The following is a 13464-nucleotide window of genomic DNA, read 5'->3' as shown; positions in this document are numbered from 1 at the left end:
GCGGTGTATCAATAGTAATGGTGAGCCATCAAGTTTCGCTGCCAGAGGAAGTAGCCAATGGCCGCCACATGGTTCTCTAGCTTCTTCGAGAAAGCGACACTGCGCCGAACCAATCTACTTACCCTTGCTCTGACGCCCGTAAAATAACCTTCAATGAAAAAAGTAAGCGCCTTACTCGGATGATGCTGGTCACTTGGTATCGTCTGGTAGTATGCCTCCCAGTAATCGGTAGCAAACTGGCAGTGATCTCTTAACCGTTGCGGGAGCTTATCTAGCATTTTTTCGGCGTCCGCTTTGCCTCGACCTCCAACATGAAAGGCCAAAACCTGCTTGATCGCTGGGCAATAGACTACCCAAATCCAACGCTTGTTTTTCTTGCAGCCGACGAAAGACCACATCTCATCTAATTGAATTTCAACGGATTGTAGCTCTTCATCACTCAGATTCTCTAGGAGCTCGTAATCTACTCCCAAATTGTCCGGCGTTTGCTCCCAGATTGAAGCCGCAAAGTTCATCAGCCAAGTCATGCTCACTTCCATGGAACGACAAATTCCACGTAAGCTTACCCTTTCGCTAAGCAGTCGCTCAATGTATCCACGTTTCTCTTTGCTGATCAAGTGGCCATTATCTACGACAAACTGTCTGTTACAATCCTTACAACGAAAACGTTGCTTTTGGTGGTGAGTTTTGCCGTACATGATTATCTTGCAGCTCGTGCAGCTTGGGCAGGTAAGCATTCTTACTGAGTTTTGTCGCCACTAAGATAGTGAACTTGCCCAGCTGCCATCTTCCTTTACAGAGTGCCATTACTAATGATACACCGCCGATTGAGGATGCCCACAGCAAATCCACGGGCCTGTCGATATGGCAATCTAAAAACAGTTTTAAACATCATCATTGTCTCGATGCAAGTGTCACTGTACCGAAACTGTGCGCCTCGTTGCGCAGGCTCCTCACTGTACCAGTTCTGGATGACGTCCTCGTTAATAAGAAAGGTGATGTTCCCCCGATTCTCTAGCGCTTTGTTATACTCCGACCAGTTGACAACAGTATATTTCTCCTTAGTTGTGGCCTCGAATCGCTCGTCTTTCTTTATCTTTGCCATGGGCTGGACGCTTTGTTCTTGTTTTGTAGTAGATCCAAAGATACGGGCTCCAGCCCAACTTTCACCCCCCTGGCTATCAGGTCTCAGTCGGCCGATTCATGCAACAACGCCATGGTAGACCGTAATAAACGTGAGGTTGCCTCGCTTGAACAAACTTTAGCCTTTTCTCTCCCTCAGTCTTATTTGCAATCGGTTTCCTGGGATGCTTACACGGACATCGAATATGGATCCCCTCCCAGAGCATGAAATACTGCGAAGCAAAACTTCGGCTGAGGCTGTCCCCACCCGAAACGTGGACATTCGGGTGGGGACACCCTCAACCAGGTCTTAATGTGCACCAAAATCCATGCGAAGAGCAAATGGAGCACCCGTTGTGATGAGTTCTGATGCGTTAGCCCGAAGCCAAGCCACACTCCCGAAGGGCAAAAGCATCACAAAACTGGCCATGCGCCCACGCCCACTACACCGCCCGGCAGTCTTCAGGACCGGCGGGCGATTTTTTTTGCAGAAAACCGAAAAAACTTTGGAAACTTTCAAACCATCCAAAGTTTCCCTCGTTTACCCCTCCGTGAATGAAACCGATAAACTACGTGAAAAGCTGGTGGCTACGGCCGACGAGCTCTTTATGCGCCTGGGGCTGAAGAGCGTCAGCATGGACGACATCGCCCGGCAGATGGGGGCCTCTAAGAAAACCATCTACCAGATTGTGGACAACAAGCGCGACCTCATTGAGATGGTGATGCAGGCCGACCAGTGCCGGGACGTGGAGCAGCTGGGGGCCAACCAGCACGAATCTTTGGACGCGATCGATGAGTTTCTGCGCAACAGCCGCTACTTCATCCGGCAGATGCGGGCCATTTCCCCTACGACGATGTATGACCTGCAGAAGTACTACCCCGACCTCTGGCGGGGGCAGATTATGGAGCACCAGCAGTTCTTCCAGCGGCAGATCGAGGAAAACATCAACCGGGGAATGGAGGAAGGGCTTTACCGGGCCGATCTCGACCCCAGCATCATCGCCCGCTTGTACGTGGGCATCGTCGGGCTGATCGTCGATACCCAGGTTTTTCCGGCCCAGGAGCGGTCCATTTCCGACATCATCCGTGAACAAAGTACCTACCACCTCAACGGCATCCTCAACCAGTTCGGGCGCGACCGGCTGGAGGCCTACTTAAAAAAAGAAGCCCTCGAATAGGCTTTTGGGCCCGGATAGCGGCCACACCCCCAAAATGACGTACTACACACTCCCCGTACTTTACAATTGACCGATATGAAGCCAATATCTAAACATTTCTTCTTGCTCCTCGTCCTGGCGGTGGCCGGCGGGCTGCCGGGGCTGCGGGCCCAAGCGGACACCGCCGAGGTCTTTAGCCTGGCCAAGGCCGTGGACTACGCGATGAGCAACAGCAACACCATCCGCAATGCCCAAGTCGACATCCTCGACGCCGAACAAAACGTGAAGGAGCGCCTCAGCACGGGTCTTCCGCAGATCAATGGCTCGTTGGACTTTACCCACTACCTGAAGGTACCGGTACTGCCCCTTCCCGAAGCTTTTGCGATGGGAGACCCGAACGCGCCGACCTCGATCGCCTTCCAGCTGAAGAACAGCTTTATAGGTGGGCTGAGCGCGCGGACGATGCTTTTTGACGGCAGCTTCTTCGTGGGCCTGCGGGCGGCGAAGGCCAGCGGTGATTACTACAACCTGCAGTTGGAAAACACCCAACGCACGGTGCGTAGCCAGGTGACCCGGGCCTATTTTCCCGTCCTGCTCCTCAAGACCAACCTCGGCATTCTCGATAACAACATCGCCAACCTGGAAAAACTGCTGGGGGAAACCCGGGCGCAGTACGACGCTGGCTTCGTGGAGCAACTCGATGTGGACCGCCTGGTACTGAGCCTGAACAACCTGCGCAGCCAGCGCGACCAGGTGGACCAGCAGGCCGAAAACGCCCTGCGGGCCCTGAAATTCACCATCAACTATCCGGTGGACGAGGCCCTGCGCGTCGAAGACGACCTGGACCGCCTGGAAACGGAGATTGAAACGACTTTGCTGACGGCCGATATCCCCTACCTCCAACGCCCCGAACTGCGCCTGCTCAACAAAACCATCGAATTGCAGGGCCTCAACGAAGAGTTGCAGCGGGCGGCTTACCTGCCAACGGTGTACGCCAACCTGGCGGGGCAGTACCAGTACCAGGGGGACAACCTCAAGGACGGCTTCTGGGCCCCAACGGTGTTGATTGGTCTTTCTGCCAATATCCCGATTTACGACTTCGGCGGCCGCTCGGCGCGCGTGGAAAGGGCCAAGCTGGCGACCCAGAAAGTGATCAACCAGCGCGACGATGTGCAGCGCAGCATCCAACTGGAAGTCCTCAACGCCCGCGCCACCTTCAAAGCGGCCAATGATCGCCTGGCGGTGCTGAGAGAAAACCTGGCCCTGGCCCAGCGCATCTACGACGCCACGCAGGTGAAGTACCGCGAAGGGGTAGGCTCCAGCATCGAGACCGTGCAGGCCGAGCAGGCGCTCTACGAATCGCAGGCCAACTACCTCAATGCCCTGTACGAAACCCTCTTGGCCAAAGAAGACCTCTTCCTGGCGCTCGGGCGCTAATCCCACCCATCCAAAACATCACACTCCTTTACTCCCCTCCTTTCCGATGAAAAATATATTCTTTTCCCTCCCCTTGCTCCTGATGACCTTCCTGGCATCCTGCGGCAGCGCCACTCAAGGCGACGAAATGCCGGCTGACCTGGCGGGCAAGCAAGAACTCCTGCGCACCAAAAAAGCTGAACTGCGGGCCCTGGCCCAGGAAATCGAGGCGCTGGAAGACACCATTTACGCCCTCGACCCGAGCCTCGCTCCGAAGGCGGCGCTGGTGGCTTACGAAACCCTCGAGCCCGCGTCTTTCCAAGGCTTTGCCCGCGTGCAAGCGACGGTGACTGCGGCCGAAACGGCCATGGCCACGCCGGAGATTGCGGGCCGGATTTTGCGGATGAATTTTGCGGAAGGCGACGCCATCCGCAAGGGGCAACTCGTGGCCGTCCTCGACGTAGAAAGCATCACCACCCAGCGGGCGGAACTGGAAACGGCGGCGGATTTGGCCAAAACCGTTTTCGAGCGGCAGCAGCGGCTGTGGGAGCAAAACCTCGGCTCCGAAATCCAGTACCTCCAGGCGAAGAACAACTACGAGCGGGTGCAGCAGCAACTCAAATCTTTTGACGTGCAGACCAGCAAGCGCAACGTGTACGCCCCCTTGAGCGGGACGGTAAGCCAGGTGATGCTGCGCACGGGCGAAAGTGCCATGCCCGGCGCACCGATCCTTTCCATTCTGAGCACGAACGACCTGGACGTGGTGGCCGACGCTTCCGAAGACCTGCTTTCCAAGGTGAAACTCCGCCAGAAAGTAAAAGTGACGGTACCGGCACTCAACCTCGAATTTGAGGCCCCGATCTCCCGGATCGGGAAGACGGTGGACCCGGCTAACCGGACTTTTGAAGTGGAAGTGGACGTCCCGTCGAAATACCTCGGCCAACTCAAGGCCAACTTGCTGGCCGAAGTGGAAGTGCTCAACTTTACTGCCGACCAACTCATTGTCGTCAGCCAAGACCACATCCAGCAGGAAATTGACGGCCGGCGCTACGTCTTCACCGTCGCGGAGGGCGACGACGGGCAGGTGGCCCGCAAGACCTTCATCGAAACCGGTGAAAGCTACGACAACCGCGCCATCATCACCAGTGGGCTGAAGGCGGGCGACCGCGTGATCACCGACGGTGCCCGGGGCCTGACCGACGGCCAACGCGTTTCCATCAGCCAGAACCCCATTCAATAAAAAATACCGCCGCAGAAGGCCGCAGGCGGCACCCGTAAACCCGGTGCCGCCCCCTGCCGGTCATTTGCCCAGCGTACAACGGACCATACTTTATGGAATCGCAAAAAAGAACTTTTTCTTTAACCAACCTCTCCGTCGATAATGGAACGAGCGTATTTCTGCTCGCCATCATGATCCTGATCTTCGGCCTCTTTGCCTACGACCAGGTGCCGAAGGAGCAGTTTCCAGAGGTGGAGTTTCCCCAGGTGTACATCAACACACCCTACTTCGGTAACTCGGCGGCGGACATTGAGAACCTCATCACCCGCCCCCTGGAAAAGGAGTTGCAGAGTGTGGACGGGGTGAAGATCATCCGCTCCACGAGCATCCAGGATTTTTCCGTCATCACCGTAGAGTTCAACTCGGACGAAGATTTCGACGACGCGGTGCGGCGGACGAAAGACGCCGTCGATCAGGCCAAACCGGAATTGCCCTCGGACCTTGACACGGAACCGACCGTACTGGAGATTAACCTCTCCCAACTCCCGATCGTGACGGTCAACATGAGCGGAGATTTCCCGCCCGAAGAGTTGCGGCGCTACGCAGAATTGATGGAGGATGAGCTGGAAAACGTCGATGGCGTCTCCGCCGTCAACCTGAAAGGCATCCAGGAACGGGAGATTGAGATCGCCGTAGACGTGCGAAAAATGGAAAGCCTGGAAATCAGCTTCCAGGACGTGGAGAATGCCGTTTCGGCGGAGAACCTGACCCTTTCCGGCGGCGAGATCAAGAACAACGGCATGCGCCGGGCCATCCGGGTAGTCGGGGAGTTCGAGGACGCCGAAGAACTGGCCAACACCATCGTGAAGAATGAAAAGCAGCGCCTGGTGTACCTGCGGGACATTGCCGATGTGACTTTTGGCTACGAGGAGCCCAAGAGTATCGCCCGCGCGAATGCCCTGCCGGTAATCAGCCTGGACGTCATCAAGAAATCCGGGGAAAACCTGCTGACTACCTCCGACGGGGTGCAGGCGACGGTAAAGGAAGTGGCCAAAAGCCTGCCCGAAGACCTGGAAATCACCTTCTTCAACGACCAGTCTTACAACACCCGCGACCAGGTGGATAACCTCGAAAACAGCATCATTTCCGGGGTCATCCTGGTGGTTTTGGTCTTGCTGTTCTTCCTGGGTCTCCGCAACGCGCTCTTCGTGGGGATTGCCATTCCGCTTTCGATGCTGATGGGTATTCTCTGGATCTACCTTTCCGGGGTGACCTTGAACATCGTAGTTCTTTTTGCCCTCATTCTGGCCCTGGGGCTTTTGGTGGATAACGGGATCGTGATCGTGGAAAACATTTTCCGCTACATGCAGAATGGGGAGGATGCCGAAAATGCCGCCAAATACGGCGCGGGGGAAGTGGCCTGGCCGATCATTGCCTCTACGGCGACTACGCTGGCGGCGTTTAGTCCCTTGGCCGTTTGGCCGGGCATCGTGGGGGAGTTCATGAAATACTTCCCGATTACGCTGATCCTGGTCTTGGTATCGTCGTTGATCGTAGCCTTGGTGATCAACCCCGTGCTGGCCAGCCGCTTCATGGTGGTAGACCGCCGCGCGGAAACGCAGCGGGGCCGCAAACGCAAAGTGCAGCGCACCCTGATCAGTGCCGCCGCCATGATGATCCTGGGTGTACTGGGTCTGCTGGCGGGTGCGCAGTGGTTGTTCAACCTGATGGTGATCTTTACGATCGTCACCCTGCTGTATTTCTTCCTGATGCGCCCGGCGGCCCTGGTTTTTCAAGACCGTTTCTTGCCCTGGCTGGAAAACCAGTACCGTGGTACCATTGAGCGCTCCCTGCGCTGGGGCGGGCTGGTGATGGCTGGCACCCTGGGCCTGATGGTGCTTTCGTTGGTCCTGACGGCCATCAAGCCCCCGGCCGTAGAGTTTTTCCCGAGCGCCGACCCGCTCTACATCAACGCTTTCGTGGAACTGCCGCTGGGCTCAGACATTGAAGCGACGAACGAAGCGACCAAAGTGCTGGAGAGCAAAATCATTGCCGAGTTGGAGCCTTACCAGCACATCGTGGAGTCCGTCCTCACCCAGATCGGGGAGAATACCTCCGACCCGAACGCGCCACCGGAGCCAGGATTTACGCCCAACAAGGCGCGGATTACGGTCAGCTTCGTCCCCTTCCGCGAGCGGGGCGGCATCAGTACGACGCAGGTGATGGACGAAATCCGGCAAACGGTAAAAGGCGTTCCCGGGGTGCGGGTGACGGTAGACAAAAACGCCGACGGCCCGGCCACGGGTAAACCCATCAACCTGGAAATCGCCGGGGAAGACATCGATAAGCTCATTCCCCTGGGCGATGAAGTCATCAGCTACATCAATGCCCAGGGCATCCCCGGGATTGAAGAATTGGCGGCCGACGTCAAGTTGGGCGTACCCGAACTGCTGGTGAAAATTGATCGCGAAGCCGCACGGCGCTTCGGGCTCTCGACCTTCCAGATTGCCAGTGCCCTGCGCACCTCGGTGTACGGTAAGGAAATCAGCAAATACAAGCTCGGTGAAGAAGAGTATCCCATCTTCCTGCGCCTCAAAGAAGAAGACCGCAACCGGGTGGCCAGCTTGCTCGACCAGCGGATCACCTTCCGCGACCCCGCCACGGGCCGCATCAGCCAGGTGCCCATCAGCACCGTAGCCAGCGTGGAGTACACCTCTACCTACTCTTCCATCAAGCGCAAAGACCTGGACCGGGTCATCACCATCAGCTCCAACGTCCTGGACGGCTACGTCGGCAACGACATCATCCCCCAGATCGATGCGGCGATGCAGAACTATGACCTGCCCCAGGGCTTCACCTACGAGTTTACCGGCGAGCAGCAACAGCAGCAGGAAGACGTTGGCTTCCTGCTCGGGGCTTTCGTTTTCGCGCTTTTCCTGATCTTCATCATCATTGTTGCCCAGTTCAACAGCATCAGTTCGCCGTTCATCATCCTCAGTTCGGTCATCCTTTCCACCATTGGCGTACTGCTGGGCTACTTCTTCTTCGGCGGTACCTTCTCGGTGGTCTTTACCGGGGTGGGCATCATCTCGCTGGCCGGCGTAGTAGTGAACAACGCCATCGTATTGATTGACTACACGACGCTGTTGATGAAGGAAAAACTCCGCGAACGGGGGCTAAAGAAAATTTCGGAATTAGAATTGTCAGAGATCCGGGACTGCATCGTGGAAGGTGGAGCGACGCGCCTGCGGCCGGTGTTGCTGACGGCCATTACGACGGTTTTGGGCCTCATTCCCCTGGCCATTGGCTTTAACTTCGATTTCTTCAGCTTTGTGGCCAGCTGGGACGGGCGCTACTTCCTGGGGGGCGACAACACGGCGATCTGGGGGCCCATGGCCTGGACGGTCATCTACGGTCTCGTCTTCGCCACCTTCCTCACCCTGGTGGTAGTACCGGTAATGCTCTGGCTGGTGTACCGCACCCGGCGGGCGACCAAGCGCTTGATCCGTCGCGTCAACCGGCCAGTAGAAGATGAGCCGGAACGCCTGCTCTCAGACGAGACCGACGACGATGGCAGCGACTATCTGGTAACGACCACCTAGGCAGCATCTGCTTCCTCGGTCCGCTACCCAAGACCGCCATTTCACGCCTGGTGGAATGGCGGTCTTCGTTTTGCAGTATTTCGTGCTGGGCGCGGACGCAGGTGCGGGGGAAAGTTGGACAAAGCAGAGGCCGCGCACTGCTCTCCGTCCCTTAACTTTGCACCTGCGGCCGCGCCCACTGCCAATAGGTGGTAGCTTCCAACCATCACTCTTTGGGTTGTGTTCCTCATTATTCCATTAAAATCTACTTCCAATCTCCCGCATTCTCGCCATCGATTACGGTTCCAAACGCTGTGGCATTGCCGCCAGCGACCCCCTGCGCCTCATTGCCAACGGGCTGACGACGATCCCCACCTGGCAGCTCATGGATTGGCTGAAAAACTACCTTCTGGCCGAGGAAGTGGGGGATTTGGTGATTGGCGAAAGCCTCCACAAAGACGGCACCCCAAACGCGATCAACGCCGAGGTGGTGGGTTTTGAACGCAAATTTGCCAGGCTTTACCCCGCCATTCGCCTCCACCGGCAGGATGAGTTCCGTACCTCCCGCCGTGCTATGGAAGCCATGATCGAAATGGGCGTGCCCCGGATGAAACGCCGCGAAAAAGAGCGGGTGGACCAAATGGCCGCCACCCTTATTTTGCAGGATTTTATGGAAGCACTGGACTAAGAGCGTGTCTAAATTTTTACTTCCTGATAACCAAGCACTTATGAACCTGGCGTCACAAAAATGGCTTACGTAGTCCACTATGCGCGCAATTTTTTTGTCTAGCCAGAACCATAAGTCATTGATTATCAGTTCTTAAAAATTTTAGACACGCTCTAAGCCCTTTGACACTTTTTACACAAATAGCTACCAAGCAGCAACATGATTCTCCCCATTTACGCCTACGGGCAGCCCGTACTGAAAAAAGTGGCCCAAGACATCGGCCCCGATTATGAGGGCCTTGAGCAACTGATCGCCGATATGTGGGAGACCATGGAGCACGCCAATGGCGTTGGCCTGGCCGCGCCGCAGATTGGCCGTTCCATCCGTCTTTTTGTCGTCGACAGTGGGCCGATGCACGAAGAAGGGGAGGAGCACCTCGGCGTCCGGAAAGTCTTCATCAACGCCGAAATTCTGGAAGAGGCGGGCGACGACTGTTTTTACACCGAAGGTTGCCTTTCCATCCCCGACATCAACGGGGAGGTAGAGCGGCCGGAAGAAATCACCATCCGCTGGCAAGACGAAAACTTCGTGGAGCACACCGAGACCTTTAAAGGCCTGAACGCCCGCGTTATCCAGCACGAGTACGACCACATTGAGGGGATTCTTTTTATCGAATACCTCAAGCCACTCAAAATGCGGCTCATCAAGCGCAAACTGGAAAAGATCAGCAAGGGCGAAGTTGACGCTGCCTACCGGATGAAGTTCCGCAAGTAAAAGCTTCGATCGGAAGGTTTTACTTTAGGCGAGGGCCTCAATGACGATGGCCGAGGCACCGCCGCCTCCGTTGCAGAGCGTGGCCAGGCCGTATTTGCCACCTTGGCTGCGGAGTACGTTGAGGAGGGTAACGATGATGCGGGCGCCCGAGGTGCCCAGGGGGTGGCCGAGGGAGACGCCGCCGCCGGTGACGTTCATATTACCCCCATCAATGCCGAGCTCTTGCACAAAAGCCATGGGCACTACGGCGAAGGCCTCGTTGACTTCCAGGAAATCGATGTCCGACATTTTCAGGCCCGCGCGTTGCAGGGCCAGGGGGGCGGCCAGGGTAGGGGCGGTGGTGAACCACTGCGGGGCCTGGGCGGCGTCGGCAAAGGAGACGATGCGGGCCAGGGGCGTCAGGCCGAGGGCCTTCATCTTCGCTTCGGAGACCAGGACGAGGGCGGCGGCCCCGTCGTTGATCGTACTGGCGTTGGCAGCTGTAACCGTACCGTCTTTACTGAATGCGGGGCGCAGGGAAGGGATTTTATCGAACATCACCTTCTTGAACTCTTCGTCTTCAGTAATCACCAGGTCATCGCCCCGGCGCTGGGGGACGGCGACACCAACGATCTCGCGGGCGAAAGTGCCGTCTTCGGTAGCGGCGGCGGCGCGCTGGTAGCTGTTGATGGCGTAGGTATCCTGGGCTTCGCGGGAGATGCCGTATTTCGTCGCCGTTGCGTCGGCGCACACTCCCATGGCGTTTTGGTCGTAGGCGTCGGTCAGGCCATCCCGGCTCAGTCCGTCGATCAGTTGGCGGTCACCAAACTTAGCGCCCCAGCGGGCATCGGGCACGTAGTAGGGGATGTTGCTCATGCTTTCCATGCCGCCCGCCACGACCAGGTCATTGTGGCCCAGCATAATGCTCTGGGCACCGAACATGACCGACTTCATCCCACTGCTGCAAACCTTATTCACCGTAGTGCAGGGTACGGAATGGGGCAGTCCCGCCCCGAGGGCCGCCTGCCGTGCCGGAGCCTGGCCGAGGTTGGCCGAGACGACGTTGCCCATCAACACTTCGTTGACTTCCGTAGCCGCAACACCCGCTTTCTCCAGGGCCCCTTTGATGGCCGCAGCCCCCAGTTGGGTAGCGCTGAGTGAAGCAAATACGCCTCCGAAAGAGCCAATGGGGGTACGGACGGCTGAACAGATGTAAACGGCAGGTTGGGGCATGATCGGTAAAATTTTAGTTGTCAGAGCAACAAAGGTAGGGATTTAGTTCATAGTCTAGTAGTTCATAGTCTAGTAGTGGCCACGTGAGACTATTGAACTATGAACTATGAACTATGAACTATTGAACCAAATCCCCACCCAACGGGGTTACTCCGGGGGAAAGAAAGAATGATGAAACAAGTAGCTGAATTGCTAAGCCTCCTGGAGCTGGAACGACTCGAGGTAAATTTATTTCGCGGAGACTCTAAGACGGTGGGCAGTGCCCGTGTTTTTGGCGGCCAGGTAATGGCCCAGGCCCTGAGCGCCGCGATGCGTACGGTTCCGGATGACCGCTTTGTCCACAGTTTCCATGGCTACTTCGTGTTGCCGGGAGACCTGGATATTCCCATCGTCTTTGAAGTGGATCGCATCCGCGACGGGGGTTCCTTCACCACCCGGGCGGTGAAAGCCGTGCAGAAGGGCAACGCCATTTTTCACCTCACCGCCAGTTTTCAGCTGGATCAGGAAGGCTTCGACCACCAGACGGAGATGCCCCAGGTATTGTCTTACGACGAACTGGTGAGTTACGACGGGATGGCCAAGCAGTTTGGCGATCAATTGCCCGAAAACATCCTGCGCATCCTCAAAGTAGAGCGGCCCATCGAGTTCCGGCCCGTAGAATTTCTCAACCCCTTCGCCAGCGAAGTCTACAAGCCCGTCCGCAACATCTGGCTGAAAGCCAAAGGTCCCATGGGCGATGTACGGCAACAGCACGAACTGGTGCTGGCCTACGCCAGCGATTATAACCTGCTCACGACCGCCCTCTTTCCCCACGGCAAGGCCATCGACCACCGCAACCTCCAGATTGCCAGCCTCGACCACGCCATGTGGTTCCACCGCCGCTTCCGGGCCGATGAGTGGTTGCTCTACAGTATCGATAGCCCTTCCGCCAGCGGAGCCCGTGGCTTCACCCGCGGCAATATCTTTGACGCGGAGGGAAAACTCGTTGCATCCGTTGTACAGGAGGGCCTCATGCGGGAAGTCAAAGGCCAGGCATAGGAGAGGGGGACGGACGAAATCGCAAAACGAACGAAATCGGAATCGGACGGAAACCAGCAATTCTCAGTTTAGTCATTTCGAGTGTACTCCCTTGCTAAACCAAGAGAAAACCCTCCTCTAATGGTAGGCTGTCTAATTAATTGGGGTGAGCCCGTACGCGCGTTAGACTGCCTAGGTTGAGACCCTCTGGGTCGATCGAGCTGGGCACAGTGGCGTATTCTCCTACGACCCAGAGGGTCTCGACCTGGTAAGCGCTTGAGCCTCCCCCGGTTGATCTGGGGTTGAGCCCCCAACGAATGGGCCAAAGTGAGTACGGCTGCGGCCTAGCTAATTAGACAGCCGGCCTCTAATGGTTGTAAAAGCTACCCTGGTGAAACAAAATTTTGCTATTTGCCAAAATTTAGTTCGAAAGGTCATCCCTCTCCCTTGGACCACGCAGTAGCTGCGTAGCGAGCACGTAGTACTGCGAAGCAAAAGGGACCGAGGGAGAGCGATCAAAGGCTAAACTGAGAATTACTGGACGGAAACGAACAAAATCCAACGAAAACGCCTGGCTTCATCCAACCCTACGCTTAGTCCCTCCCGGGCTGGTAGGCATCGCTCAATCGGGCTGGTGTCATCCCGCTAGCTGAAGTAACAAAGCTCTTTGGCCCCTTTAATCCCTTCCTCCTTTCCCCCTTTATTCCTTGCTTCTGAGCATGTCACCAAGTTGGCTCGTCAGGCTGATGCGGGTGGGGTCCCATTTACCTTGCTGGATTTGGGCGACTACGTGGTTGACGATTTCCATGACCCCGATGTCGGCGGGGTTTTGGCCCTCTTCCATGCGAGTTTGGTAGAGGTAGCCGATTTCCAGGGTCAGGAAGCCGGAGACGGCAGCGCTGGTGGCTCCGCCCACGAGAAATTTCAGGGGAGAAAAACTTTCGGCCACCGAGGCCGCAATGCCGGATAGGAGCCGCCCGGCCAGCGCCGTTATCCCGGTCGTCATCGCCGTGCGCACGATCTGGTCATCAATGTCGAATTCGTAGATGTCGGCCAACTCTTTAATCATCCGCGTTTGGATGGCGGTCGCCACGGCCACGTCGAGGCCAAAGGTAGGGATCAGGCCACTGGCCGTTCCGAACAGTGCGTAGCGGCGGATGACGCCTTCGGCTTCTTCGCGTTTGGCATTTTGGTCGGCAGTGGTAAGGGCTTGGCCAGCGGCGGCGGTGCTGAGTTCCGCTTCGGCGCGGTTTTTGGGATTGGACATAGTCGTGCGATCTTGGTTCGTCATTTACAACG

General features: G+C 56.7%; 11 protein-coding genes. 7 read left to right on the top strand and 4 right to left on the bottom strand.

Going from position 1 to position 13464, the window contains the following annotated elements:
* Positions 1-8: 8 nt before the first annotated feature.
* Positions 9-737 carry an IS1 family transposase gene (locus H9S92_RS06675; RefSeq protein ID WP_264757905.1) on the bottom strand — a complete coding sequence of 243 codons (729 nt, stop codon included), beginning with the start codon at positions 735-737 and terminating at the stop codon, positions 9-11.
* Positions 738-793: 56 nt separating this feature from the next.
* Positions 794-1105 (bottom strand): transposase, encoded by a 312-nt coding sequence (locus tag H9S92_RS22800; protein WP_187465933.1) that lies wholly within the window; start codon positions 1103-1105, stop codon positions 794-796.
* A 523-nt stretch (positions 1106-1628) separates the two neighbouring features.
* On the opposite strand from H9S92_RS22800, the gene H9S92_RS06665 reads away from it, so the two are divergent.
* From H9S92_RS06665 to def, 6 genes are all read left to right on the top strand, one after another.
* A complete protein-coding gene (locus tag H9S92_RS06665) occupies positions 1629-2300 on the top strand; it encodes a TetR/AcrR family transcriptional regulator (RefSeq protein ID WP_187465932.1) in 672 nt (223 codons plus the stop codon).
* Between the two features lie 75 nt (positions 2301-2375).
* Positions 2376-3716 carry a TolC family protein gene (locus H9S92_RS06660; protein WP_187465931.1) on the top strand — a complete coding sequence of 447 codons (1341 nt, stop codon included), beginning with the start codon at positions 2376-2378 and terminating at the stop codon, positions 3714-3716.
* A gap of 46 nt (positions 3717-3762) precedes the next feature.
* Positions 3763-4935: an efflux RND transporter periplasmic adaptor subunit gene (locus H9S92_RS06655; protein ID WP_187465930.1), complete on the top strand. Its 1173-nt coding sequence runs from the start codon at positions 3763-3765 to the stop codon at positions 4933-4935.
* 92 nt (positions 4936-5027) lie between these two features.
* A complete protein-coding gene (locus H9S92_RS06650; protein WP_187465929.1) occupies positions 5028-8516 on the top strand; it encodes an efflux RND transporter permease subunit in 3489 nt (1162 codons plus the stop codon).
* A 253-nt stretch (positions 8517-8769) separates the two neighbouring features.
* Positions 8770-9183 carry a Holliday junction resolvase RuvX gene (gene ruvX, locus H9S92_RS06645; RefSeq protein WP_187465936.1) on the top strand — a complete coding sequence of 138 codons (414 nt, stop codon included), beginning with the start codon at positions 8770-8772 and terminating at the stop codon, positions 9181-9183.
* 198 nt (positions 9184-9381) lie between these two features.
* Positions 9382-9936, top strand: a complete 555-nt coding sequence (gene def / locus H9S92_RS06640) for a peptide deformylase (protein WP_187465928.1) — start codon at positions 9382-9384, stop codon at positions 9934-9936.
* A 24-nt stretch (positions 9937-9960) separates the two neighbouring features.
* On the opposite strand, the gene H9S92_RS06635 is transcribed toward def, so the two are convergent.
* Positions 9961-11148, bottom strand: coding sequence for an acetyl-CoA C-acyltransferase (locus H9S92_RS06635; protein ID WP_187465927.1), 1188 nt, complete (start codon positions 11146-11148; stop codon positions 9961-9963).
* A gap of 168 nt (positions 11149-11316) precedes the next feature.
* Between H9S92_RS06635 and tesB the strand changes: the two genes are divergently transcribed.
* Complete coding sequence (gene tesB, locus H9S92_RS06630; protein WP_187465926.1) at positions 11317-12186, top strand: acyl-CoA thioesterase II; 870 nt, start codon at positions 11317-11319, stop codon at positions 12184-12186.
* A gap of 679 nt (positions 12187-12865) precedes the next feature.
* Here the strand turns inward: tesB and H9S92_RS06625 are convergent.
* Positions 12866-13432: a DUF697 domain-containing protein gene (locus H9S92_RS06625; protein WP_187465925.1), complete on the bottom strand. Its 567-nt coding sequence runs from the start codon at positions 13430-13432 to the stop codon at positions 12866-12868.
* Between the last annotated feature and the right edge of the window lie 32 nt (positions 13433-13464).

Source organism: Neolewinella lacunae, assembly GCF_014349155.1.
GTDB classification, from domain to species: Bacteria; Bacteroidota; Bacteroidia; order Chitinophagales; family Saprospiraceae; genus Neolewinella; species Neolewinella lacunae.
This window is presented reverse-complemented; position numbering and strand designations above follow the sequence as displayed.

What these genes read in the sequence shown, in the direction of transcription:
- H9S92_RS06675 (WP_264757905.1), bottom strand. Translation starts at nt 737, where the DNA reads ATGCTTACCTGCCCAAGCTGCACGAGCTGCAAGATAATCATGTACGGC.
- H9S92_RS22800 (WP_187465933.1), bottom strand. Translation starts at nt 1,105, where the DNA reads ATGGCAAAGATAAAGAAAGACGAGCGATTCGAGGCCACAACTAAGGAG.
- H9S92_RS06660 (WP_187465931.1), top strand. Translation starts at nt 2,376, where the DNA reads ATGAAGCCAATATCTAAACATTTCTTCTTGCTCCTCGTCCTGGCGGTG.
- H9S92_RS06655 (WP_187465930.1), top strand. Translation starts at nt 3,763, where the DNA reads ATGAAAAATATATTCTTTTCCCTCCCCTTGCTCCTGATGACCTTCCTG.
- H9S92_RS06650 (WP_187465929.1), top strand. Translation starts at nt 5,028, where the DNA reads ATGGAATCGCAAAAAAGAACTTTTTCTTTAACCAACCTCTCCGTCGAT.
- def (WP_187465928.1), top strand. Translation starts at nt 9,382, where the DNA reads ATGATTCTCCCCATTTACGCCTACGGGCAGCCCGTACTGAAAAAAGTG.
- H9S92_RS06635 (WP_187465927.1), bottom strand. Translation starts at nt 11,148, where the DNA reads ATGCCCCAACCTGCCGTTTACATCTGTTCAGCCGTCCGTACCCCCATT.
- tesB (WP_187465926.1), top strand. Translation starts at nt 11,317, where the DNA reads ATGATGAAACAAGTAGCTGAATTGCTAAGCCTCCTGGAGCTGGAACGA.
- H9S92_RS06625 (WP_187465925.1), bottom strand. Translation starts at nt 13,432, where the DNA reads ATGTCCAATCCCAAAAACCGCGCCGAAGCGGAACTCAGCACCGCCGCC.